20 protein-coding genes and 2 pseudogenes are annotated in these 22,450 nt (G+C 61.6%); 10 read left to right on the top strand and 12 right to left on the bottom strand.

Annotated elements, in window-relative coordinates; all coding sequences use genetic code 11:
• The first annotated feature begins 200 nt into the window (after positions 1–200).
• Together AWB82_RS06680 and AWB82_RS06685 are read left to right on the top strand one after the other, a co-directional pair.
• Positions 201–1,139 carry a LysR family transcriptional regulator gene (locus tag AWB82_RS06680; RefSeq protein ID WP_086966372.1) on the top strand — a complete coding sequence of 313 codons (939 nt, stop codon included), beginning with the start codon at positions 201–203 and terminating at the stop codon, positions 1,137–1,139.
• Positions 1,136–2,575 (top strand): aldehyde dehydrogenase family protein, encoded by a 1,440-nt coding sequence (locus tag AWB82_RS06685; RefSeq protein ID WP_086966373.1) that lies wholly within the window; start codon positions 1,136–1,138, stop codon positions 2,573–2,575. Before AWB82_RS06680 ends, AWB82_RS06685 begins: the two co-directional genes overlap by 4 nt.
• Positions 2,576–3,054: 479 nt before the next feature.
• Here AWB82_RS06685 and AWB82_RS06690 read toward each other — a convergent pair whose 3' ends face one another.
• On the bottom strand, positions 3,055–4,686 hold the full coding sequence (locus AWB82_RS06690) for a putative bifunctional diguanylate cyclase/phosphodiesterase (RefSeq protein WP_086966374.1): 1,632 nt from the start codon (positions 4,684–4,686) through the stop codon (positions 3,055–3,057).
• Between the two features lie 198 nt (positions 4,687–4,884).
• On the opposite strand from AWB82_RS06690, the gene AWB82_RS39335 reads away from it, so the two are divergent.
• Positions 4,885–5,445: a helix-turn-helix domain-containing protein gene (locus tag AWB82_RS39335; RefSeq protein WP_456061681.1), complete on the top strand. Its 561-nt coding sequence runs from the start codon at positions 4,885–4,887 to the stop codon at positions 5,443–5,445.
• A 32-nt stretch (positions 5,446–5,477) separates the two neighbouring features.
• Here the strand turns inward: AWB82_RS39335 and AWB82_RS06700 are convergent, their stop codons facing one another.
• Positions 5,478–6,191, bottom strand: a complete 714-nt coding sequence (locus AWB82_RS06700) for a GntR family transcriptional regulator (RefSeq protein WP_086966375.1) — start codon at positions 6,189–6,191, stop codon at positions 5,478–5,480.
• A gap of 474 nt (positions 6,192–6,665) precedes the next feature.
• Here AWB82_RS06700 and AWB82_RS06705 point away from each other — a divergent pair, with 474 nt between their 5' ends.
• From AWB82_RS06705 to AWB82_RS06725, 5 genes are read left to right on the top strand one after another with little or no spacing between them, the layout of a single operon-like run.
• The gene (locus tag AWB82_RS06705) at positions 6,666–8,033 is read left to right on the top strand and encodes an NAD(P)H-dependent oxidoreductase (RefSeq protein ID WP_086966376.1); all 1,368 of its coding nucleotides are present in this window, start codon (positions 6,666–6,668) and stop codon (positions 8,031–8,033) included.
• A 49-nt stretch (positions 8,034–8,082) separates the two neighbouring features.
• Positions 8,083–9,387 carry an MFS transporter gene (locus AWB82_RS06710; RefSeq protein WP_086966377.1) on the top strand — a complete coding sequence of 435 codons (1,305 nt, stop codon included), beginning with the start codon at positions 8,083–8,085 and terminating at the stop codon, positions 9,385–9,387.
• Positions 9,384–10,337, top strand: coding sequence for an amidohydrolase family protein (locus tag AWB82_RS06715; protein WP_086966378.1), 954 nt, complete (start codon positions 9,384–9,386; stop codon positions 10,335–10,337). Before AWB82_RS06710 ends, AWB82_RS06715 begins: the two co-directional genes overlap by 4 nt.
• Positions 10,334–11,263, top strand: a complete 930-nt coding sequence (locus AWB82_RS06720; protein ID WP_086966379.1) for an amidohydrolase family protein — start codon at positions 10,334–10,336, stop codon at positions 11,261–11,263. The genes AWB82_RS06715 and AWB82_RS06720 overlap by 4 nt, the downstream gene beginning before the upstream one ends.
• A 37-nt stretch (positions 11,264–11,300) precedes the next feature.
• Complete coding sequence (locus tag AWB82_RS06725; RefSeq protein ID WP_086966380.1) at positions 11,301–12,611, top strand: MFS transporter; 1,311 nt, start codon at positions 11,301–11,303, stop codon at positions 12,609–12,611.
• 365 nt (positions 12,612–12,976) lie between these two features.
• Here the strand turns inward: AWB82_RS06725 and AWB82_RS06730 are convergent.
• Positions 12,977–13,333, bottom strand: a pseudogene (locus AWB82_RS06730) (FAD-dependent oxidoreductase); the annotation flags it as partial.
• A gap of 26 nt (positions 13,334–13,359) precedes the next feature.
• On the opposite strand from AWB82_RS06730, the gene AWB82_RS39120 reads away from it, so the two are divergent.
• Complete coding sequence (locus AWB82_RS39120; protein ID WP_143756682.1) at positions 13,360–13,467, top strand: winged helix-turn-helix transcriptional regulator; 108 nt, start codon at positions 13,360–13,362, stop codon at positions 13,465–13,467.
• Between the two features lie 164 nt (positions 13,468–13,631).
• Here the strand turns inward: AWB82_RS39120 and AWB82_RS06735 are convergent, their stop codons facing one another.
• The 9 genes and pseudogenes from AWB82_RS06735 to AWB82_RS06770 form a co-directional block, all read right to left on the bottom strand.
• On the bottom strand, positions 13,632–13,871 hold the full coding sequence (locus AWB82_RS06735) for a hypothetical protein (RefSeq protein WP_086966381.1): 240 nt from the start codon (positions 13,869–13,871) through the stop codon (positions 13,632–13,634).
• Between the two features lie 220 nt (positions 13,872–14,091).
• On the bottom strand, positions 14,092–14,250 hold the full coding sequence (locus tag AWB82_RS37590; protein ID WP_159462562.1) for a hypothetical protein: 159 nt from the start codon (positions 14,248–14,250) through the stop codon (positions 14,092–14,094).
• Between the two features lie 307 nt (positions 14,251–14,557).
• Complete coding sequence (locus tag AWB82_RS06740) at positions 14,558–15,538, bottom strand: alpha/beta hydrolase family protein (RefSeq protein ID WP_086966382.1); 981 nt, start codon at positions 15,536–15,538, stop codon at positions 14,558–14,560.
• A gap of 12 nt (positions 15,539–15,550) precedes the next feature.
• Complete coding sequence (locus tag AWB82_RS39125; RefSeq protein ID WP_159462563.1) at positions 15,551–15,817, bottom strand: cadmium resistance transporter; 267 nt, start codon at positions 15,815–15,817, stop codon at positions 15,551–15,553.
• Positions 15,814–16,197 (bottom strand): cadmium resistance transporter, encoded by a 384-nt coding sequence (locus tag AWB82_RS06750; RefSeq protein ID WP_086966384.1) that lies wholly within the window; start codon positions 16,195–16,197, stop codon positions 15,814–15,816. Before AWB82_RS06750 ends, AWB82_RS39125 begins: the two co-directional genes overlap by 4 nt.
• A gap of 220 nt (positions 16,198–16,417) precedes the next feature.
• Positions 16,418–17,320: an alpha/beta hydrolase family protein gene (locus AWB82_RS06755; protein ID WP_086966385.1), complete on the bottom strand. Its 903-nt coding sequence runs from the start codon at positions 17,318–17,320 to the stop codon at positions 16,418–16,420.
• A gap of 188 nt (positions 17,321–17,508) precedes the next feature.
• Entirely contained in the window at positions 17,509–19,053 is a 1,545-nt protein-coding gene (locus AWB82_RS06760) for a DUF1254 domain-containing protein (RefSeq protein WP_327344237.1), read from the bottom strand.
• Positions 19,054–19,096: 43 nt separating this feature from the next.
• Positions 19,097–20,692 carry a DUF1254 domain-containing protein gene (locus AWB82_RS06765; RefSeq protein WP_235023201.1) on the bottom strand — a complete coding sequence of 532 codons (1,596 nt, stop codon included), beginning with the start codon at positions 20,690–20,692 and terminating at the stop codon, positions 19,097–19,099.
• A gap of 285 nt (positions 20,693–20,977) precedes the next feature.
• Positions 20,978–21,195: pseudogene (locus tag AWB82_RS06770) on the bottom strand (IS110 family transposase); the annotation flags it as partial.
• A gap of 192 nt (positions 21,196–21,387) precedes the next feature.
• Here AWB82_RS06770 and AWB82_RS06775 point away from each other — a divergent pair.
• Positions 21,388–22,428: a TRAP transporter substrate-binding protein gene (locus tag AWB82_RS06775; RefSeq protein WP_086966386.1), complete on the top strand. Its 1,041-nt coding sequence runs from the start codon at positions 21,388–21,390 to the stop codon at positions 22,426–22,428.
• Positions 22,429–22,450: the final 22 nt, after the last annotated feature.

A 22,450-nucleotide genomic window follows, 5' to 3' on the forward strand; every position in this document is an offset into this window, starting at 1 on the left:
TTTTTGATGTTTTTAATCATTAATGTTGATATCAGCGTTAGCCCCAATGACACCGGACTTTCAGATCGATATCAATACACTGGTGACGCCTGTACGCACGGCAGAGCATTACGGGAAATGGCCGGCAAGCCATGCGGCGCACGCCGACTGATAACGCGACCGAATGTCATTAGTCTTATTGATGTCAATCCGAACGAGAAATGGACCTCAAACAAATCCAGTACTTCATCGCGCTCTTCGAGGACGGATCGGTCACGCGCGCGGCGAAACGGCTGAACATCGTGCAGCCCGCGCTCAGCATGCAAATCGCGAAGCTGGAGGAAGAGTTACATCAGCAATTGTTCGAGCGCGGCGCGCACGGCATGGCGCCGACCGCCGCCGGACGCCTGATGTATCGCCTCTTTCTGCCGATCATGCGCGACCTCGCGCACGCGCGGCAGCAGCTTCAGCAGCGCGACGAAGTGGTGACGGGGCATGTGAGCATCGGGCTCATCGCATCGGTGACGGAGAGCGTGCTTGCCGATTCGCTCTCGCGCTTTCATGCGCGTTATCCGCATGTCGAAGTGACGGTGGCGGACGGCTTCAGCGCGACCTTCATCGACTGGGTCGCGGGTGGCCAACTCGATGCGGCCCTCATCAACAAGCCCCGCGCGCGCCTGTCGCTGGATTCGCAGACGCTGCTCGATGAAGAAATGGTTCTCGCGACGAGCGTGCAGCACGGCCCAGATCTGCCGCACACGATCGAGCTTGCGCAGTTACCCGAACTCGAACTCGTGTTGCCGACCAAGCGCCACGGCCTGCGCGGCGTGCTCGATACCGCCGCGCAGCACGAAGACGTGCTGCTTGCGCCGCGTTTCGAAATCGACGTGCTCAGCACGATCGTGAAGCTCGTAGAGAGCACTCGCTTCGCGACGATCCTGCCGCGCATCGCCGTTGGGCGGGCCGTGCAGCGTGGGACGCTGCGGGCCTATCCCATTCTCGCGCCACGCATCGTGCGGCATATCGTGCGCGTGAGCCATCCGCGCAGGCCATTGTCCGCTGCGGCCGAGGCGCTGATCGAGATCATCGCCGACGAATTGCATCGCGTGTCGAACGCATCCGGCACAAACGCCCCTCTTATCTCCAAGGAAACTACATGAACGCACCACACTGGATAGCCGGCGCATGGGTCGGCATGCCGTCGGTCGACAGCATCGACCCCGCTACGGGCGAAAGCATCGGCCAGTTCGCCGACGGCGGGGCGGCGGAAGCCGATGCGGCCATCGCCGCGGCACGGAACGTGTTCGACCGCACGACATGGGCACAGGACGCGCGCCTGCGTCAGGACGTGCTGCTCGCATGGGCCGGCGCACTCGATGCGCAACGCGAGCCGCTTGCAACCCTTCTTACGCGCGAAAACGGCAAGGCAATCGCGCAATCACGCGGCGAGATCGCAGCCGCGATTTCCGAAGTCCGATATTACGCGGGACTCGCTCGGCACATCGCGGGGCACGTGCTGGAATCGGAACCGGGAACAATCTCGACGATGCTGCGTGAGGCCGCTGGCGTCGCGGCCATCTTTGTGCCCTGGAACGCGCCCGCAGTGCTGCTCGTGCGCTCGCTCGCGCCCGCGCTCGCCGCTGGCTGCACGGCAATCGTCAAATCCGCTGCACAGACCCCGCTAGTGATCGCAGCCATGCTGCGTTGCTTCGAGCAGACCGCGCTGCCGAAGGGCGCAGTGAACCTCGTCAACGAGATCGGCTATGCGGCGGGCGAACGGCTGGTCGAGTCGCATGACGTCGACGTGGTGAGTTTCACCGGATCGACCGCGACGGGCAAGAAGATCATGGCCGCCGCCGCCGATAGCATGAAGAAGCTCTCGCTGGAACTCGGCGGCAAGTCGTGCTGTGTCGTCTTCGAGGATGCCGACGTCGCCGCGATCGCGCCGCGTATCGCACGCGCCGCGACGATCATCTCAGGTCAGCAATGCACTGCTGCGCGCCGGGTGCTCGTGCATGCCCGGCGAGCGGCGGAGATGCGTGAGCATCTGACGCGTGCGCTCGAAGCGCTGAAAGTGGGCGAAGGCATCAACGAGGCAATGGACATCGGTCCGCTAATCGACTCGGCCACCCGCGACGCGGTCGATCGAACCATTGCCCGTGCCTGCGACGAAGCGGATCGCGTACTGCTGCGCGGCACGCGCTCAGGACACGCGTTCCTCTCGCCGACGCTCGTCGAACACAGCGACCCGAAAGCGTTCTTCTGCCAGGAGGAAATCTTCGGACCGTTCGTCACGCTGGAGACGTTCGACACTGAAGCGCAGGCAATCGACAAAGCCAACGACACCGTATTTGGCCTCTCCGCGAGCGTGTGGACCAACGACGGCGCGCGCGCCTTTCGCATCGCGCGCGCGCTGCGCAATGGCACGGTGTGGATCAACGACCACAACAAGCTCTTTGCCGAAGCGGAAACGGGCGGCTACCGGCAAAGCGGTCTCGGCCGCCTGCACGGCTACGATGCCCTCGCCGACTTCACGGAAATCAAGCACATCTGCATGCCGGCAGGCGTCGCCGATGGCGTGACACCGCTACGCTGAGTACGCTGGCGGGCAGTCCACTCCGCCTGCTTCTTAACGTAGGGGCACCCGAATGGCTGGCGCCGAAATTCGGTGCGGCGATAACGGGCAAAAGGGAATCGCCATATCCGTCAACGAGTGGCATGCTCCTGCCGTCCATCGCCGGTGTCACTCGTCAGCCGGTTTTGCGCCAGGATCCAAAAATTCGTCTGAGCGGCCTTCAGGGCTGCCCGCTTCCTTCCCGCAACCGTTAAGCAAGGCTGCGGATTTGCTCGTCCGTGACGAGATCGCGGAATTCTTTCCGGATTCCGAAATGCTTCTCAGCGCGTGGCCATTAAACATCGGTCGCTCCCTTTCGTACCCGTGTAGGCCCGCGCGGGCCAGCCAATGCCGGTTCACCGGGGCGCAGCCTGAAACAATGCGAACGGCCGACTACGCGTTGACCGCTAACGCGACCTGCTTCTTGCGTTCTGAGATGGCGAAACCGCAGCCGACGCCGGTCAGAACCGCGTCTCTGCGTAAGGCTCAATGCGCGCTGCCGACACCGGCTTGCCAATGAAGTAGCCTTGCGCGGCATCGCACCCGAGCTCCTTGACGAGACCAAGTTGCGTTTCCGTCTCGATGCCTTCCGCGACCGTTCGCATGCCCAACGCGCGCGCTAGCGCCACCATCGCTTCGACCATCGCGCGTGCCTGGCGACAGGTCTCCTTAGCAGTGAGTTCCTGTACGAATGACTTGTCGATCTTGACGCGATCAACGGGCAGCCGCATGAGGTATGCGAGGCTGGAGTAACCCGTGCCGAAATCGTCGAGCGAGACCGTCACGCCGAGCCTTCGTACGGCCGAAAGCGCGCGCGACGCGGCGGTGAAGTCGCTCATGACGGCAGTCTCCGTCACCTCGATGTCGAGTACGGAAGCGCATACGCCGGACGCCAAGGCTCCCGCCGAAACCAGTGCGGCGAGATCGCAGTTCTGGATCGTCGTGGGCGACAGATTGACGGCGACCTTGAACGGCATGCATCCCGTCGCCTGCCATTGCGCCGCCTGGCGGAATGCGCTGCGAATTAGCCATTCGCCCGTCGCCTCGTAGGCCGGCGATTCAAGCAGCACGTCGAGGAAGTCGGCCGGCGTGAGCAGCCCGAGCTGCGGATGGTTCCATCGCAGGAGCGCCTCCGCCCCGTAGATGCGGCCCGTGTGCAGGTCCAGTTGTGGCTGGTAATGCAACTCGAACTGACGCGCGGCGCTCGCGCTCTCCAGATCCGCGCGTAGGCGAAGGCGATGTGAGAGGCGCTGCGCATCTTCCTTGTCAAACGACCATACACGCGAACCGCCCGCGCGTTTCGCGCGATACATCGCGGTGTCCGCGTTACGCAGCAGCTCGCCCGCATTCGATGCCGACGTCGGGTAGCGCGCCACGCCGATGCTCGCTCCTACTGAGGCCCGCACGCACGAAGTCTGAATCGGATCGCGCATGCGTACTATGACGTCGTGCGCAAAGCGTACGGCCTCACCCGCGGGGGCGTCGACGAGGAAAATCACAAATTCGTCACCGCCGATGCGCGATACATGGGCGCGTTCGCCGACCAGGTCAGAAAGACGCCGGCCGATGAAACGCAGCACTTCATCGCCCGCCGCGTGGCCGAATGAATCGTTGATGTCCTTGAACCGGTCGAGGTCGACGAAGAGCAGATCGACGGAATCAGCCGAGCGTTCATCGACGAGACAGTTCAGGCGCAGCAGCAGTTCGCGCCGGTTGATGAGGCCGGTCAGTTCATCGTGCGTGGCTTGGCGCAACAAGCGTTCGGAGATCGCGCGCGCTTCGGTGACATCACGAACCAACACGATGACACCGTCGTCGCATGGGAACGCCCGCACTTCAAACCAGGCACCGAGCGGCGCGTAGAAGTCCGTCGCGGTGCTGGGCACACCGGTCTCAGCCGCCTGCCGGTAGGCCGCTTCGTAGCTCGATCCGATGAGGTCCGGGTATTCGGCCCAAATCTCGCGACTTAACAGATCCTCGGACCGACGCTTCAGCAGCCGGGCAGCAGTCCGGTTGATGTTCCGAAACTTCCACTCTTGGTCGAGCGCCATCACGCCGTCCGTGATGTGATCGAGTATTTGAAAATCTTCCACGCGCTCGCCCCTCCCTCGCCGGCTCGACGGTCCACCATATGTTTGCAATCGCTGCCAGGCGTATCGTAGGATAAATTGGACATGTTTGGGAACCGGACGATTTCTGCGCTCGAGCCTCCCGGCGGCTGCACGTCGCCGCTAGTGCATTGCGTCATTGAAACGCACTTGATGTGATATTCAATGAACCGCGTGGAAAAGATGAACTTGACCGCGCTCGAGCGCGAACAATTGCTGTCAGCAACTCGCAGCCATACGGTGCGCGCGGCTGACGCACGGCGCGCCCGGCTGATTCTGATGCTTGACGACGGCGAATCACGCGAGGCGATCATGCAGCGGCTGCGATGTGACTCGCGCTTCATTTCGCGGTGGAGTCATCGGCAAAACCACGCCATGCCATACCAGCGAGCAGTTCGTCGCCTTTCTCACCGATGTGATCGCCAGCCAGCGGCCCAAGCAAGCAATTCATGTGATTTGCGACAACGTCAGCAGGCACAAAACCGCACGTGTGCAGAAGTTTCTACAGCAACGTCGCAACGTGCGATTGCATTACACACCGACCTATCCTCTCGGCTAAATCAAGTGGAAAACTGGTTCGCGCGTATCCAGCGCGACGTAATCGCGCGAGGCATCTTGACCACCGTTAAGGATTTGAATCGCAAGCTGATGCGCTATATCCGCGAGCACAACAAGAATCCGAAGCCGATCAAATGGAAGTACGACGATTCATCGCGGCGGATTCGACCGGTGCCATTTCAATGACGCGATGGACTAGCAGACAAATACCCGCGTCATCACTCAGCGTCTTCTGCTGCAGAAAGTGCTTCCGCGTCGTTGGACGCCAATTGTTCCCACGTGCTGTGCACATGACGCCGTAAAAATTCGCCGAGCTTCGCGCCGTCGCGTGCGGATAGCAGCTGAATGATGACCTCATGCTCATCGATGGCGGTATGCCAGGTCTCCGAGGTGACGCTCCCCTGAAATCGATAGCGATAAAGCTGTCGATTCAGGCGCTCGTGAACTTCCCTGAGCGTCGCATTCTTTGCGGCGGCGATGACGTTTGTATGGATCGCCTGATTGAGTCGGAAGTAATTCATTCGATCGCGCCGCTCATACGCCGCGTGCATCTCGTAATGAAGCGCGCGGATCTCTGCAATTTCCGCGTCGGTCGCCATGCGGCACGCCGCTTCGCCGCCGAACGCCTCGATCACCCCGAGCACATCCAGCTTCTCCGCGATCTCCGCCGCACCGAGGTCCGCCACCACGGCGCCGCGTTTGGGCAACACGACGACAAGACCGTCGCTGGCCAGTTCTTTTAGCGCCTCCCGTAGGGGCGTGCGCGACACTTCGAGCCGCTCGGCGAGCGTGCGCTCGCGAAGCCGCTCGCCGGGCTTGAGTTCATCCGTTGCGATGAGCGTACGCAAGCGCTGCGCGATCTGCATCGACAGCAGCACGTCGGGCGCCTCGTTGTTTTCGAATGCGTCAGTTTCGTCTTCGAAGTCCGTCATTTTTCCGATCCGTCCAATGCCGGAAAGCGACGTGCGCAGATCCGGTATGCCACTTTACCAGCGTGCATACGACGATGACAGTCGCCTCGGCCCTTTAACAGTAACGGTGTAATCCCGTACTTGACCGGATGATGCTGCACAACTACATTCGGTATACCAGATTTCGAGACACCCCAACGGACTGAAAAATGCTCGCTGCCGCGAAGAAGAACTTTGAGTTGAGACATTTGCGAAATCACCCACAAAAACGCGGCAAGGCATGTAGGGGAAGGCTTCGAGCCGACCAAGCGGGGCATGGAAATGTTCGATCGCTTCCAAGCGCGACCACGTGGGCCGCTGCTCTCCGACCTGAACGCGCTTCGAAACGGTATACCAAATGATGCTTTCGATCGCGTCGGGCTTCGCACCGTTTCGTCTTCTTCCAGCCGATCGCCGCGCTGACCGTGATCTCTCGCCCCACCAAAGGACGGACACATGAATTACGAACATCTCTTCAATACGCTCGGAAGCCGCTCGATTCGCATGGCGCTCGTCGGTCCAAAAGGCGGCTTCGGCCGGTCGCTGCTCGTGCAGTGCCGAGCCCTGCCGAGCATCGAGATCGCCGCGCTCTGCGACATCGACGTCGACGGCACGCTCGCAACCCTCGCCTCGCTCGGGTTCGACACCGGCGCCGTCACCGTCTGCAACAACGCGGATGACGTCGAAGCGGCGCGCAGGGCGGGCCGGATCGCGCTGATCGGCGACTACAGATTGCTCGACGCAGTGGAACTCGACATCGTCGTCGAAGCGACTGGCCAGCCCGAAACAAGCGTCCGGATCGCGGAGAACGCGTTGCAGCGCGGCGTGCATGTCGCAATGGCGACCAAGGAAACCGATTCGGTCGTCGGCCCTTATCTGAACCGGCTCGCGATCGAGAACAAGGTGGTCTATACAACGCCGGACGGCGACCAGCCGAGCAACCTGATCGGCCTCGTCACGTGGGCGCGCGTGCTCGGCTTCGAAGTAGTGGCGGCCGGCAAGTCGAGTGAATACGACTTCATCTACGATCCGGCGGCCCACACGGTCGACTATCTGGAGCAGCGTCACGCCGTTTCGCTCGATGGGTGCTGGACGCTCGGCGACGATATCGCCACGACGCTCGCCGCGCGCAGTCAGGCGCTGTCAATGCTGCCGCAAAGCGCGACGCCGGACTATTGCGAGTTGAACGTGGTCGCGAATTCCACTGGCCTCCTGCCGGCAACCGACGCGCTCAACTACCCGCTCGCGCGCATCAACGAACTGGCGGACATCTTCGTGCCCAGGGAAGACGGCGGCATCCTGGACCGGACCGGGGTGGTCGACGTGTTCAACTGCCTGCGCCGTCCGGACGACGTCAGCTTCGGCGGCGGTGTGTTCGTCGTCGTGCGCTGCAAGGACGAAGAGACCTGGCAGTTGCTTAAACATAAAGGCCATCTGGTCGGCAAGAACGGGCGTTATGCGTGCATCTACCTGCCCTATCACCTGATGGGCCTCGAAACGCCGATGAGCCTGTTCTCAGCCGTGCTGCTCGGCCAACCGACGGGAAGCACCGCGCAACTGCCGCACGCGCAGATGGTCGCGCTCGCGGACCGTGATTTCAAGGCGGGTGAAACGCTTGCGATGGGTGGCCATCACCACACGATCGAAGGCGCGACGCCACTGCTCGTCGATAGCGCGAAGGCCGGCCGCGCCGCGCCGTTCTATCTGGCCGCAAACAAGCGACTGCTCGCGGATGTGGCGAAAGGCGATCTGGTCCCGCTCGCCGCGCTCGATCTCGATGGCTCGGCACTGTACGGAGCATGGCAGCGCAATCCGACGCTCTGAGCGCGCCAAGAGCGACGCCGAAAGCGCCGCATTCCAATAAGGAGGAGACATGCAAACCGATATTCCCGCAGTGGAATCGCCCAGTTCGTTCCGCTCGCTCGTTTCCACCACGCGCTGGCGCATGGTGCTGCTGCTATTCGTGCTTTACACGATCAACTGCGTTGACCGGATGTCGTTGTCCATCGCGATGCCGACGATCGTCCACGAATTCCATCTCGCCGCGACGATGCAGGGACTGATTCTGTCGGCATTCTTCTGGACCTACAGTACTTTCCAGATTCCCGCCGGGTGGGCCGCGGATCGATTCGGCGCGCGTCGCATGATCGGCATCTCGGCGGTGCTGTGGGGTGGCTTCCAATGTCTCGCGGCCTTCGCGGTCAATGGTGTGACGCTCTTGTTGTCCCGCATCGGGCTCGGCGTGTTCGAAGCGCCATACATGCCGGCCGCAACCAAGCTCACTGCAACATGGCTGCCGCCCGCGGAACGCGCGCGCGGCGTGACGCTGATCGATAGCGGCGCGCCGCTCGGATCGGCGCTCGGCGGCCTCGCGATCAGCGCGCTGATCGCACTTTCGGGCTCGTGGCGCACGGCGTTTCTGATTGTCGGCGCGGTTACTATCGTGTTCGGCCTGATCGTGTACCGGCTGCTGCGCGAAACGCCCGAGCAGCATCCCCGCATCGACGAAGCCGAAACCGACTATATCCGCGCGCAGAAACTCGCCGCCGGCGAAGCGCCGCGCGTGAAAATGGCGCCGCTCTCGCGCGGTACGATCGCGGCGATGGTCGTTGGCCGGATCGGTTGGGCGATGGTGTTCTTCGGGCTCGTGACGTGGGGGCCGAATTACCTGTCGGTCGGGCGCGGCCTCGACATTCGCAGCATGGGCTTCGCCACCTTTCTGATCTTCCTGGCGGGAGCAATCGGCGAAGTGCTGTCGGGCGTGACCGCCGACTGGCTGCAAAAGCGCTTCTCACGCAAGACGGCTTTCAAGATTCTGTTCGGCGTGTCCGGCGGCATGTCGCTCGCCTGCCTGCTTGCCTTGCCCTTCGTGTCGGACATCCGCTATGCGGTCGCCTTGCTGTCGCTCGGCGTGTTCTTCCATCTTTGGGGCGGCCTCTATTGGCTGATCCCTGCGATGCTAGCGCCACGGGAACAGGTCGGCCTCGTCGGCGGCGTGATGAACTTCGCAGGCACGGGCGGCGCCATCGTCGTGCCGATCGTCGTCGGTGTGCTCGTCGATGCGACCGGCGGCTTCACCGCCGTCATCATGTTCTTTGCGGCGGCTGCGTTCGCGTATCTCGTTGGCTCGCTCCTGATCGACTTCGGCAGCCACGCCGCCGCCGGAGACCGCGCATGACGCCGCTCTACGACGGCCCAGTGATCGACGCTCATCAGCATTTCTGGGATCTCGAAGCGAATCACTATCCGTGGCTTGCGGACAATACGCTGGTCCCGCACCGCTACGGCGACTATTCCGCGATCAAGCGTACTTATCTGCCGGCGGATTATCTGCGCGATGCTGCCGGTCACAACGTGGTCGGCAGCGTGTATGTCGAGGCGGAATGGGACCCGTCCGACCCGCTTGGCGAGACACGCTACGTGTCGCAACTGGCGGCGTCGTGCGGGCGGCCGAATGCGATCGCCGCGCAAGCGTGGCTCGATCACGACGATGCGGACGAGGTGCTCGCCGCGCAAGCCGGATTCGCCCGTGTGCGCAGTGTGCGCCACAAGCCGGGCAATCCGGACCGGGCCGGCCGCACGCTGATGTCCGACGAACGCTGGCGGCGCGGTTACGCGCAACTCGCGCGACACGGGCTGCACTTCGAGCTGCAGGCGCCGTGGAGCCAGTTGCACGAAGCCGCCCGCCTCGCCCGAGACTTTCCGGAAACGCTCCTGATCGTGAACCACGCGGGCGTGCCGGGCGACCGCTTGCCCGACACTTTACGCGGCTGGCGTGACGCGATGGACACGCTTGCGACGCTGCCCAACGTCGTCGTCAAGGTATCGGGACTATGCGTGCGGGGAAAGCCGTGGAGCGTGGCGGCGAACCAGCCCGTCATCGATACGCTCCATGCGCTCTTCGGCGCGGAGCGGCTTATGTTCGGCAGCAACTTTCCCGTCGACGGCATGTTCGTCTCACTCGCCGGCCTGCTGAGCGGCTTCGCGCAGCTCGTGCACGCCTGGCCGCACGCGCAGCAGCGGGCGTTTTTTCATGACACCGCCGAGCGCGTGTATCGCCCGCTCGGACTCGGGGAGCGCTCGACCGGTAACGGCTCGCTCCCGACCAACGGAAGGACATCCCGATGACCACCAGCGCGCACAACGACCTCGGGTTCACGTTGCCAATCCTCGATGCGCATCATCACTTCTGGGACCTGTCGGACGGTACGTTCCCCTGGCTCACCGACGAATACGACGACACGTTCTTTCTCGGTGACTATCGCCGCATGTGCAGTGACTTCCTGCCGGATCAATACCGCCGCGCGACAGCGGGATTCGACGTGATCGGCACCGTTCACGTCGAGGCGGAACGCTCGCGCAAGGAGCAGGTGCGCGAGACCGAATGGCTCACAAAACTGAACGCGAAGACCGGGCTGCCGAGCGCGATCGTCGGACATGTATTTTTCGTGCAGCCGGACTGCGAAGCGATTCTCGCGGGCCACGCAAAAAGCCCGCTTGCGCGAGGCGTGCGCTCAAAGCCGGAAATCTCGGCGGGCCCCGGCGAATCGGTGCGGGGCCGTCCCGGCACGATGCAGGACGACGCCTGGCTGCGCGGCCTTGCTCTGCTCGACAAATTCGATTTCTCGTGGGACCTCCGCGTGCCTTACTGGCATCTGGAAGAAGCGGCTGCTGTTGCCCGGGCCTTCCCGCACACGCCGATCGTCACGAATCACCTCGGCTTGCCGCTCGACCGCTCGGACGAGGGCATCGCGATCTGGCGCTCCGGAATGGAAGCGCTGGCGGCCTGTCCGAACGTGTACCTGAAGGTGTCTGAACTCGGCCTGCCGAACGGCAAGTGGGACAGCGCGAGCAATCGCCGCGTGATTCGCGAAGCCGTGGATCTGTTCGGCTACGACCGGTCGATGTTTGCTAGCAACCTGCCGGTGGGCAACCTCTCGGCGAGCATGACGGAGATCGTCGCCGACGTGCTCGCGGCCCTTCCACAGGCGAGCGAAACCGATCTGCGCAAGCTCTTCGCCGACACGGCGCGGCGCTTCTACCGTATCGATTGACACTGCATCGAACGGACAAAATCATTAGGAGACAGGCATGCAGACCATCGACGAAAACACACTCTTCAGGAAGATCTCCGTGCGAATCCTGCCGGTCCTGATGCTGGGCTTTTTCTTTTCTTATCTCAACCGCGTGAACGTGGGCTTCGCCAAGCTGCAAATGGCCAGCGACCTGCAATTCAGCGATGCGGTGTACGGATTCGGCGCGGGCATCTTCTTTCTCGGTTACTTCCTGCTCGAAGTGCCGAGCAACGTGATCCTGCATAAAGTGGGCGCGCGGCGCTGGATCTCACGCATCATGGTGACGTGGGGACTTCTCTCCTGCGCGACCATCTTCATCCGCACGCCCACGCAGTTCTACGTCATGCGCTTCTTGCTCGGGCTCGCCGAAGCAGGCTTCATTCCGGGCGCCATCTACTACATGAGCCAGTGGTATCCTGCCGCGCGCCGCGGCCGCGCATGGGGCGTGTTCTACATCGCGCTGGCGTCGTCGGGCGTGATCGGCGGGCTCGTCTCGGGGTCGGTTCTGCGCTTCATGACAGGCCTGGGTGGCCTGCGCGGCTGGCAATGGCTGATTCTCGTCGAAGGCATTCCGACGGTGCTGCTCGGCATCTACATCTTCTTCCGTATGAGCGAGGACATTCGTCGCGTCAAGTGGTTGTCGGAGCCGGAGAAAGAACACCTGACGAGCGTGCTCGCCGCCGAGAACCGCGACAAGCTCTCGCACGGTTTCGCCGGACTCCTGATGAATGCGCGTATCTGGGCGCTCGTCGTGATCTACTTCGTCTACAACATGGGCCTCTACGCGATCAGCTTCTGGATGCCCACGCTCGTCCAGAAAATGGGCGTGACGGACGCGTTCACCATCGGCGTGATGACCGCGGTTCCGGGTGCATGCGCGATCATCAGCATGCTCGTGTTCGGCTTCAGCGCGGACCGTCATAACGAACGCAAATGGCATTTGATCGTGGCGTTCTCGATGGCGGCGATCGGGTTTTCGCTTTGTGTGCTGTGGCAGAATCAACCGATCCTCGGCGTGATCGCATTGTGCATCGCGAACATGGGCGTGCTGTCCATTCCAGCGCTCTTCTGGAGCTTGCCGACCGCGTTCCTCACCGGCGTGACGGCGGCAGCCGGCATTGCAATGATCAACTCCATCGGCAATCTTGCGGGCTTCGTTTCACCTTACATGATCGGCTATCTGAAAGACCTCACCGGGCGCACCGATACTGCCCTGTTCGTTGTGGCAGGCGGACTTGTGTTGGGCGCGCTGCTTCTCGCAGCGGTACTGCGCGCGCGCCCTCACGGCAACATCGACGCCCAGCAAGTGCGGGCGAACGTGCGCTAGCTGTGCCTTTCGTGTCATGAGCGCTCTCGTTTCGACGGTTTTAGACGCCTAATTTCCGTCAGCCTGCCAATCGTTGCCGTCGCTGCCGGCAACAACACCATCGACCGCACGCAGGTTGTCGCCAAGCTTCAGCAACTGGAGCAAATGGGATGGATGGGCGCAGGCCGCAACGCGGCACCCTCGGTCATTCGCGCAGTCTCCGGTTGACTCCCTGCGCTGGACGCCGCCGCAGCCTGCGAGCGCACGGCTCTTCGTGCGTCCGCGCGCTGCTCGATCTGTTGATGGCGCTGCGCTGGATGCAGCAGAACACCGGCGCGTTCGGAGGCTGCGCGCGGAAACATTTACGAGACCGCGCGCGATTCACCTCATGCAGCGCGACGCAACTCCGCAGCGCACGGTGACGAGTCCAGCAAGATTGCATCCGCGACAGACTCCGCGGTCGCCGCGGACAAGGTCCATCCGAGATGCCCATGTCCGGTGTTGTAGTAGACGCCGGCCCGCTTGCCCTGCCCGACGCAGGGCAGCATGCTCGGCATCATCGGGCGCAGGCCCGCCCAGGGAATCACTCGCGCCGTCGATGTCTCGGGGAACAATTCACGCGTCCACGCGACGAGCGGCGCGATGCGATCGCCCCTGATATCGCGATTGAAACCGTTGATCTCCGCTGTCCCGGCGACGCGAAACCGGTCGGCCCCGAGACGGCTCGTCACGATCTTCGCGCGGCCTGAGCGCCCCAGACGCGAGCAAGATGCCACCGAAGGTCGAATACGCTCGGACGGAAGAAGGACGACCAATCGGACCCATTCTTTCTCAACTCAATGAAGGAGAACAGGCTGGCTCGAACGACGGGGTTTGAGCGCGAAGTCCACTGAAGCGGCATGAAGGAGCAGCCGCAACGCGTGCGAGCTTGATCACATCAAGCAGAACGCGCCGCATCCGCCGCGCAGGGCGGCGGGCGCGGCGCGACGAACGTCGTTCGTGAGAGCGGTTGCCGGCTCGTCGTGACTCGTCGTTTCGCGTTCAGAGCAGACGCGGGTCCTGCGACTGAGGAACCGGTTGCCCAGGCCACGTCACCGGAATGTGCAGATCCTTCAGGATCGCGGCGACGCCGGGCCACGACGCCGGAATGGACGGCGGCAATGGACCGGGATTGCCGTTCGGCGGCAGGGTGATCGTGGCGATGCCGCCGCGAATGGTGGACATCGCGTCACGATGCAGGGTGTCGGTGCGCGGCAGGTCTTTAATGGTCAGCGTTTTCATGGCTGGTCTCCTGGCAAAAATAAAGTGAATGGCGTGAAAGTCGCCACCCGGTCTTTTGCATGGGGCGTGCCAATGAGCGCGAAAGACGCCGATTTCCGGTTCGCGTCGAATTTATGGGCGGATACACGCTGCTCGACGTCGAATCCGGGCGTTTGTTTGCCAGCGCGCGATGGACGCGAACAACAGTCCGATCGTTCGATGTCGGCAATCGCCAAACATTTCAGGAGCCTTCGGAGGAGCGCGCCCGCGCGTAGTCAGGGGCGCGTTCGGCTGATGCGACCGTCGCGCGGCGCGGCCGCAGGATATCGACGACCGCCATCAACGAGACCGCGACAACTGCGAGAAAGACCATCGTGCCGATGATTTGAAGCAAAGCCATGTTGACCTCGTGCAGACGAAACGTGCATTTGTCGGAAGATCTGATGGCTTCGAGTATGCGTGTTGGGGCACCCGTCCAATGTGGCGATAAGGCGGGGCAAATCGCGTCTGTTCGGCGCTTGAACGCGCCGGGCACGCTGGAAGCGTTTCCGGCTCGCCGTTGAGTTCCTCGCCCGCCTCGGAGTAGCTGACCGAGACCGCGAAGCCGCGGAAAGGCCACGTCGGCAATGGTCGAACATCGGTTGAATGTCGACTACCGTGAGCGTCGCCCCCACTCGAATTTCACCGTCGCTGCTCCACTTTTTCAATCACCGCGCAGCATTCGAATTCGACGCCTGGAGAAGCTCCGCCCGGAAGAACGCCAGCACGTCCCGGTTGAATTCGTTATGAAACGCCGCGCGGTCGTATCCCTGACCATCGACGCATATGCGCGGAACAATGGCAGCCAGTTCGTCCGAGCAAGGCGGCAGAAAGGCGAAATGAGCAGCCCCCTCTACGAGATGATATTCAGGCTGCACAGGCAACAGCTTCGCTAGCGCGGGCGTTGTTTCAGGCAGCACACCGTCGCCTCCGTACTCGGATGCCCACAACTGGATCGGAGCGCGGATGTGCGCAACTGTAGGGGCCGTCGGAAATGCATCGAGCGGATCGGCGAGCACGAACGCCTTGATTCGCGCGTCGTGCGTCCACTGTTGCGGCGGCAGTTTTCCCTCTCGAACAAGCTTGCAGATGGGAAGCTCATCGGGGCATGGGATGTCGGCATGCTGAAAGTCTGGAACGCCGTCCGCCAGAACCAGGCCGGTAAAACCACCTCGCGAAAAACCGAAGAAGCCGATGGCTCGCGCATCAATCCTTGCGACATCGGCCGATGAGCCCAGCATGTAATCGATGAGCCGCTTGATGTCGTTCGGACGCTCGACGAACACCGACGCCTCGTTTGTCCGGCTCATATCGGTAGCGGTATCGCCGGGATGGCTGATCGCCGCGACGATGAATCCTGCATCGGCGAGCGTCTCAGCGAGATCATGCTGATCGAGACGTGCCCCGCCATGCCCGTGGGAAAGGACGACAAGCGGGCGCGCGTCGCCGACAGTGGGACAGTCCTTCGTTGCCTGCAGACGATAGGGGCCCACCTTGATCGGTTCCGGAGCGACGGCGCACGGCGTCCACACGACGGCCTGAAGCGCCGGGCCGCCGGCGTCCGCCGGAATGACGAAGAACCTGATGCCGGCGGCGTATCCGCTCGACGCAATCATGGAAAGCAAGGTCGCCACGAATAGGTTTCTCACGGCCTTTCCTCCTCATCGCAACAAAACGAAAGCACCCGACAAGATACGCAGCCCAAGTCCGAAGAGAATGACGGGCACAAACACATGGCCGTATCGCTCGACTAGCGAAGCGGTGATTCGATGACTTACGAGCAACCTGCCAAGCACACACCAAAGTAAAGTCATTACGGCGAACACCGACGCGTACATCGGAATCCCCGCTGCCGAGCTGGCAAAGAGCGGAATGTAGACCGCCAGATTGTCGCCGCCGTTGGCGATCGTAAGGCTGGCGACATTCAAAATCCCACGGCGCTCAGAGAGGCCTTCGAGAAGGTCGGGGCGCCGACCTCGTCATCGCTGTATCGAAACCATGTGATAGCGCCTCGAACGCCGATCGCCAGCGGGAAGATTCCCAGCAGATTCGTCCAGCCCTGCGGAATCGACAGCGCAGCGATCGCTGCAACACTGCTTACGAAGACCAGCAAGCCGATACCAAGCAACTGTCCGATGACGACATGCTTCGTTTCATGCTTACCGCTACCAAAGAGCGCGGCCAATAACACAAAGTCGTCGACGTTGGTCGCGACGAACGCGGTCACAGCGACCGAAAGCAGTTCAGTGCCCCCGTTCAATGCCCACGACTCCATCCACGACGACGCCTTCGAGGGAAACTTCGGCATTCGCCTCAGCGGTCATTCCAAACAGTCCACTTACAATTAGCACTGCAAGTATCTTTCTCAACGTTTTCGCTTGTTCGTCATCACGGTTCGATACCTCATTTCCAGTGTAGCGCGCGCGTCTTTCATCTCCCACGCGAGTCGCGAACGGATCAGTCGTCGCATCTCGGGCGGTGAAGTTATGAGACATAGCAACCTGCCAACCTGGACCTTTAGCAAAATCTCACTGCTTCATCGATACCAGTGGCGCGACGAATTCCTGGAAGCGTGGCGACCAGATCGGGATTGATCGGTCGACATTAAACATGCCGTGACCGTTGCTGCCGAAGGGCGGTTCGATGATCAACTGCCCCTGGCCGCCTGCCGCCTGAAAGGCCGCAAACCATGTCCTGACGACTTCAGGTGAAAAGTACTCGTCGTTCTGAACGTAATGCCAGAGAACGGGAACACGGGTCGTCGATGCAAAACGCGCGATGGTCTCGGCCATCTGTTGCGGATCGCACGGCGTGCCCGGATGTTTTAGCGGGTCGCCTCCTCGACCGCCCGAGAAGTTGACCACCGCAACCAATCCTTGCGGTGCATAGCTTGCGGCTGCCAGAGAAGCGAATCCGCCCGCTGATTGCCCCACCAGAACAACCCGGTTTCGATCCACTTGGGGCAAGTTCCGCGCGTACGTGACGGCTGCAAGCACATCCCGCGCTGCCTCTTTGCCTGCATGTGTGTAGTCGGGATTCCGGCAAGAGCGGATCTCCTCCTCGTCGGTGCCTCCCGTCGCTCCATAGCCACGTCGGATCGGCACGATGACAGCAAAGCCAAGACTGACGAACGTCCGTATCTGCGGCAATTTGCGAAAGCGGCCGATCTTCGGCCGATCTCTGGAATCAGGCGGACTACCATGACTCAGGACGATCAACGGAAAGGGGCCAGTGCCCTCGGGCATGTAGGTGGTGGCCACGATGTCGCGGACATGGTCGCCAAGTGGTCCGTGCGCGTTCAGGGGAACCTTGACGATGGTTTCACGGAGATCGAGGGCAAGGGGCTCGACCTCATTGACGGTCGATGCGCATCCAGCCATGAAGCCAATCGATATGATAAGTGTCGTGAAACGGCTCAGACGCGCGGACATTCGTGTGTTGCGAGCGATCCGGTCACGCTTCACTTCTCACCTCGATCAAAGGGATGACGGCAAGGGAGCGTAACGCGAGTTTTGCTCAGACCGCAAGGCGCGTGTCGCGTCTCGATCCGTTTGCGACAGTCGAGTCATGAGCAGCGCAACGACAGGTATGGAAGCAAAACGGCCATCCAATGCGATCGTCAGGCCATTGTTCGAATCTGAGGCGGCTTCCAGGAACCATCGAGGATCGGCTGCTTTCCCCAGTAGGCCCGTATGTACAGCGAGAACGCACCATCTGGCGCAGGTAGCCAGTTCGACTCGCGATCTGATCCGGGGGATTTCGCTCCGGCGTAGAGCGTCATCGAACCATCAGCGTTACGCTTCAGACTCGTATTCTTGGTGCCAAGAGAATAGCGCTTCAACTCGTTAGCATGAAAGAGATGCTTGTCGTTGTAGAGCGTCAGTGACCAGAAACCGTTGACGGGCGGCTCCTCTCCTTTGGCAAACGTGATTTCATAGATGTGCGCGCCATTGAGCGCCTGACCGGACGCATCGAGATCGGTGTAGAAATACTGCGTTTCAATCGGCCTGTTATCGAACATGTTCGATTTGGCCGTTCCCGTCCGGTCGAAATAGTCGAACCCCGTCTGCGCATTGTTGGCCGAGCGATTCCAGTTGTTGCCGGCTGGCACCCCGTTGTACCGCCACTCAAAGAATGGCGCAATCACCTGACGCTCTGTGTCGACGGCCGTCGAGACCAGCGTCTTTTTGATTTCGGGGTCGCGGTTCGCTACCTCCATCAACGATCTGAACTGCGCATAGAGCGCCTCCTCGCCCGGCAGTGGTGGAACCGTATCGAGCACCTGAGGAAGCTGATCAAAGAACTTTTCGGGGATCACCCACTTCGTTTCACCGCCGCTCTCATCGCTGCCTGCGCCTTCCGTTGGCGGGTGGATGATCGGCGCGTTCATCCAGTCGATCGTCTTCATGCGGCCATCGAATTGTTTGAGCGGATAAAAGACGATCTGATTCAGCACCGTCTGGATGGCTTTCTTGTCCTGCGGTGTGTCGTTCTGGAAGACGCGCGGAATGGCATTGGCGAGGGCAGTGGGACAGCGAACGATATCGGTGATGCCGACAGGCTTCGATCCCTTCCAGTTTGGCCCAACGAGCAAATAGAAGCCGCGCCGCGTTTTGTAAGGCTTGCCGAGATGACCGAACTGATTGGTTCGCGCGTCGTACAGTGCATAGACCCAGAACCGGTCGCCGAAGTCAGGCACCTGAGCGATGACAGGTTCTTCGTCGAGCGAGAAGAAACCCAGACCATAGACCACGTCCTGGTTAGGGCATGTCACGAAGGTCTCGGCCGGATCGATGTAGTCGTGAAGCATGCCAACCTGCCCGCGCGGAGCGGCTGGCAACACGCCGGCCAGCAAACCCGGATACGGCGCCTTCGTGATACGCGCGTTGCGGTTCAACATGTTGACCATCGGCCATCCCCACACGTAGGCCGTACGCGCGATGACCTGCGCGTACTCCGGATGCATCAGGATGCCCGCTGGCGGGAGCGTGTCTTTCGCCGATGTCTTTGTTGCCGGGTTCGCGCTCCCCGACCCACTGTCTTTCGCGGCAGCGGCCTCGGCTGATCCCGGCGCAGCCACTAACGATGCGTAGGCGAGCGGTAACGCCGCGCTCATCGCGGTGACGAGCCTGCGCGTGGAGTTCACATCGTCTTGATCAGCCAAGTTTGCCTCACCGTGAAGAAGCTCCGTTATAGATTCGGGCGCATCAACCTTTCTTTTCGAGGTCGCCGGGTTTCCAGGTCTGATCGAAGAAAGCCTTCTCCGGCGAGTAGAGCCTGAAGATCACAAAATAGCCCTTGCCGGGCACCGTCCTCAGCCAGTTCTTCTCGCTGCCGGCGGGTGCGTTCGGGCCGAAGTAAAGATCGAGGGAGCCGTCGGCGTTTTGCACCGGCTGATCCATTTTGTTCAGCGATGGGTGCGTCTGTCCGTTGTCGAGGCCAGATGCCGTCGTCGCGTCATAGACGGTGGCGGACCAGAAGTTTTTTGCGGGGATATTCGGAGGCAGATGCAGTGTGTATGACTGTCCGCCATCCAGGAAATTGCCGTCCTTGTCGCGGAAAGTCACGGGGTACTTCGCGCCAGCGTCGATGAGATTCTTCACCATGCCCGGGCTTGCCGAATAGGCGCTTGTAAAGTACCCGGAGCGTTGTTCGAGGTTGGTAAAGGTGTGGCTCGACTGGAACGCCGTGTCCTCGCCCGCGAAGACGTTAACCCACTGGCGATCAGGATAATACTTGCCGCCCGGCTCCTGCGGGAGCATCTCGGTAATCACGACCTTGCTCATCTTGAATCCGGCCTGCGCAGCGCTATCCAGTAGCGCGTGCATCTCGGGCGTCGGCGCGAACGGCTTGCCTTTCTCGATGCCGATCGTATGCAGGAAGCCGCGCATATCGAGGTCGGACGGATCGACGTATTCGCTATCGATGAAGCGCGACATCATTTCGAAGTACCGGATGTCGCGTGGGAAGAGCAGGTCGGCAGGCTGCTGGTTCGCGTCAGGAAACTGCATGGGCTTCGCGCTCGCCTTCTTGCCCAAGGGATAGATCCGCGTCGCGGCGATCTGTGCGTTCGGCTTCGTCAGATCCTTTGGGTCGGTGAAGAACGTGCGCCAGAAAAGAAACACATTGTAGGTACGTGAGCGATAAACGAAAGCGCCTCTGGGCATGCTGCCTTTCGGCGGCTCGCCCTTGTAGTCCGGTGGCAGGAGAACGTAAGTGCCGCCCCGGCCTTTGTCGGGACCGGCAAGACCGACGTCGCCAATCCAAGTGCGGCCACCAGTGGTTGGGCCAACGAGCGGACGCTGGAAAAAGTCATCGAACATGCCTTGCACGCCCTGCGGCGCTTCGACGACAAGCGGACCATCCTCGTGCAGATCGAGGTAGCCCATTGCGTAGACAACATCGGAATTGGGCGTCGTGACAAGTGTGGATGCCGTTATCCGCTCTTTCCAGACGGGCAGCACGTTGTATCCGCCACCAAATACCTTCTCGGAGCCTTCCTTCATCGCCCAGATGTTGATGGCAGGCAGCGCCCACAGGTACGCCTGCGTCGCGCGCTGGAAGATGAGCTCATCGCGCAGGCTGCGTGCGGTCTCGGTCGTTGGATAGTCCTTGTCGAACTGGGCATTGACGAGTGCGTCGTAACGCGAAGTCTGAGCCTGTGAAGCAATCGATACGACGATTGCTATTGCCGCGACCCCGAGTCGGGTGATGGTCCCGTGTGCGAGCTGCATGACTGTTTCCCTGAGAGTTATTTCATGGTCGAAACGCGACACGCCGAAAGTCAGCAGCAGGCGCAGCATTGCAAGGATAGGCACGGTTATGCGGCGACTGCAAATCTGGTGTCTCGACATTTCGCCATATGGGACGGAGAAAGGCCTACGTCCGCGACTCGATCACCAATCACGCTTACTGTTTCGGAAGACTATGCGAGTCAGACGCTGCGCCTGCCGGACTGGTCCTTGGACAGAAGCAGCCATTCGAACGACAAACCTGCGGGACAGGCGAGCGCCCCGTCTTGGCCGAAACCGGTAGTCCCAGGTCCTACCCGATCTGCCCACATGAACGCCCCGCTTGCGCCAGTAGTTCGCCATCCAGATCGCCCGTGCATCTGCGGCATCGTTCTTGTTCCGGATGTTGAAGGCTTTGACGAACTTTGCCGGCATCAGTTTTACCCGATGGCCCATAGTCATCCGCTGCATGACTCCACCCCTATAGGGCATCTTTCTAGGTTCGCGAAATACTCAAGGAAGGCCGCTTGTTTGATCGCCCGATTCACGACCTCTATTGTCTCCGTGCTTACCAATGACCCGACAACACGTCCTGAGCGACCAGATGGGGGCGTTCATCTATCCACCTCGCGGGTATACGCCCATATAAACCGCCCGCGCTTCAATTTACTGTATCGATACACTAAATCGATACAGCCGCGTCACTCCTATCGTGTCGCGCTGCATATTTCCGCCCGCGCTCAGAGCGGCATCCAGGAGACAACACCATGCATTTCGCTTCAGGCATTTCCCGCCGACGCTTCCTTCAGACGGCCTCGGCGGCGACGCTCGCGGCGGCGGGCGCGGGCTTCCCCGCGATCGTGCGCGCCCAGCCCGCGGCCACGTTGCGGCTGTCCTCTTCGATGCCGCCGAACGAAAACGCCGCGCATTACGTGTGGTATCAGAACCTCGCCGCGAACCTGAAGGCGAGCGTCGGCGATCAGATTCGCCTCGACTATTTCCCGAACAACCAGCTCGGCAAGGAAAGCGACGTCGTCCAGCAGGTGAAAGTCGGCGCGGTCGACATGATGGTGACGGGCTCGTCCATCTGGGCAACCGCGCTTCCCGAGTTCGGCATGCTCGATCTCGGCTATGTGTTCGACAGCTTCGATCACGTGGGCCGCGCGATGGACGGCACCGTCGGCAAGTCGTTCGACACGCTTCTGCAACAACGTGCGGGCTGCTCGGTGCTCACGTGGGGCTATTCCTTCGGCGCGCGCAACGTGTTCACCAAGAAGCCCACGCAATCGCTCGCCGATATCAAGGGCGTGAAGCTGCGCGTGCTGCCCACGCCCGCCTTCATGGAAACCTTCAAGCTGATGGGCGCAGTGCCGACGCCGATTCCCATCGGCGAGTTGTATATGGCCGCGCAGACCGGTGTCGTCGACGGCTTCGAGCACGATTGCGCGACGGTCCTCGCGAGCAAGTACGACGAAGTCGTGAAATCGTGCTGGCAGACGCAGCACGTGTTCAGCCCGCTCGTCGTCGTGATGGGCCGCCGCGCGCTCGCGAAGATTCCGGAGAATCTGCGCCCCGCGTTTCAGAAAGCGGCGCAGGACGCGACCGCGAAGCAGCGCGCTGCCGCCATTCAGACAGCCGCCGGCGCCGAGCAGGAACTGAAGAAAAAAGGCATGACCTTCTACCCGATGTCGAAGGCCGATCGCGACACCGCGCGCGCTGAAATGCACTCGCAGTTGTATGCGAGTTTCGCGAAGCAGTATCCGGCGACCGCGCCGCTTTTCACCGCCATCGCCGCCGCGCGGGGCTGAGCCACGCCACGACGCCAACGAC

The sequence above is a fragment of the Caballeronia glebae genome, from assembly GCF_001545035.1.
GTDB lineage: Bacteria > Pseudomonadota > Gammaproteobacteria > Burkholderiales > Burkholderiaceae > Caballeronia > Caballeronia glebae.

Excerpts from the sequence above, each read along its gene's own strand:
- AWB82_RS06735 (WP_086966381.1), bottom strand. The coding sequence starts at position 13,871 with ATGAAAACGCTGACCATTAAAGACCTGCCGCGCACCGACACCCTGCAT.
- AWB82_RS06705 (WP_086966376.1), top strand. The coding sequence starts at position 6,666 with ATGAATTACGAACATCTCTTCAATACGCTCGGAAGCCGCTCGATTCGC.
- AWB82_RS06775 (WP_086966386.1), top strand. The coding sequence starts at position 21,388 with ATGCATTTCGCTTCAGGCATTTCCCGCCGACGCTTCCTTCAGACGGCC.
- AWB82_RS06725 (WP_086966380.1), top strand. The coding sequence starts at position 11,301 with ATGCAGACCATCGACGAAAACACACTCTTCAGGAAGATCTCCGTGCGA.
- AWB82_RS06685 (WP_086966373.1), top strand. The coding sequence starts at position 1,136 with ATGAACGCACCACACTGGATAGCCGGCGCATGGGTCGGCATGCCGTCG.
- AWB82_RS06720 (WP_086966379.1), top strand. The coding sequence starts at position 10,334 with ATGACCACCAGCGCGCACAACGACCTCGGGTTCACGTTGCCAATCCTC.
- AWB82_RS06700 (WP_086966375.1), bottom strand. The coding sequence starts at position 6,191 with ATGACGGACTTCGAAGACGAAACTGACGCATTCGAAAACAACGAGGCG.
- AWB82_RS39120 (WP_143756682.1), top strand. The coding sequence starts at position 13,360 with ATGCCACCGAAGGTCGAATACGCTCGGACGGAAGAAGGACGACCAATC.
- AWB82_RS06755 (WP_086966385.1), bottom strand. The coding sequence starts at position 17,320 with ATGTCCGCGCGTCTGAGCCGTTTCACGACACTTATCATATCGATTGGC.
- AWB82_RS39335 (WP_456061681.1), top strand. The coding sequence starts at position 4,885 with ATGAACTTGACCGCGCTCGAGCGCGAACAATTGCTGTCAGCAACTCGC.
- AWB82_RS06765 (WP_235023201.1), bottom strand. The coding sequence starts at position 20,692 with ATGCTGCGCCTGCTGCTGACTTTCGGCGTGTCGCGTTTCGACCATGAA.
- AWB82_RS06715 (WP_086966378.1), top strand. The coding sequence starts at position 9,384 with ATGACGCCGCTCTACGACGGCCCAGTGATCGACGCTCATCAGCATTTC.
- AWB82_RS37590 (WP_159462562.1), bottom strand. The coding sequence starts at position 14,250 with ATGGCTTTGCTTCAAATCATCGGCACGATGGTCTTTCTCGCAGTTGTC.
- AWB82_RS06710 (WP_086966377.1), top strand. The coding sequence starts at position 8,083 with ATGCAAACCGATATTCCCGCAGTGGAATCGCCCAGTTCGTTCCGCTCG.
- AWB82_RS06750 (WP_086966384.1), bottom strand. The coding sequence starts at position 16,197 with ATGCCGAAGTTTCCCTCGAAGGCGTCGTCGTGGATGGAGTCGTGGGCA.
- AWB82_RS06680 (WP_086966372.1), top strand. The coding sequence starts at position 201 with ATGGACCTCAAACAAATCCAGTACTTCATCGCGCTCTTCGAGGACGGA.